Annotated in this window: 1 pseudogene; it reads right to left on the reverse strand. The window is 64.5% G+C overall.

Going from position 1 to position 282, the window contains the following annotated elements:
• Positions 1-282 (reverse strand): annotated as a pseudogene (mhpF, locus tag AB3X89_RS40495) (acetaldehyde dehydrogenase); the annotation flags it as partial.

Below are 282 nucleotides of genomic sequence, written 5' to 3' on the forward strand. Positions count from 1 at the left end.
TCTCCGACAGCGTATAGACGGTGTCGCGCATCATCACCGGCGGTTCGGCCGGATTGAGCACGATGATCGCCTTGCCTTTCGCCGCGCCGCCGACCACTTCGATCGCCTTCGAGGTCGTCTCGGTGAATTCGTCGATATTCGCGCGCGTGCCGGGACCGGCCGACTTGCTGCTGATCGACGCGACGATCTCCGCGTAGTGGACCTTGGCGACGCGCGACACGGCCGCGACCATCGGAATGGTCGCCTGACCACCGCAGGTCACCATGTTCACGTTGGGTCCGT

Origin of the sequence: Paraburkholderia sp. BR14320 (assembly GCF_040948665.1) — a bacterium.
Classification (GTDB): Bacteria; Pseudomonadota; Gammaproteobacteria; order Burkholderiales; family Burkholderiaceae; genus Paraburkholderia; species Paraburkholderia youngii.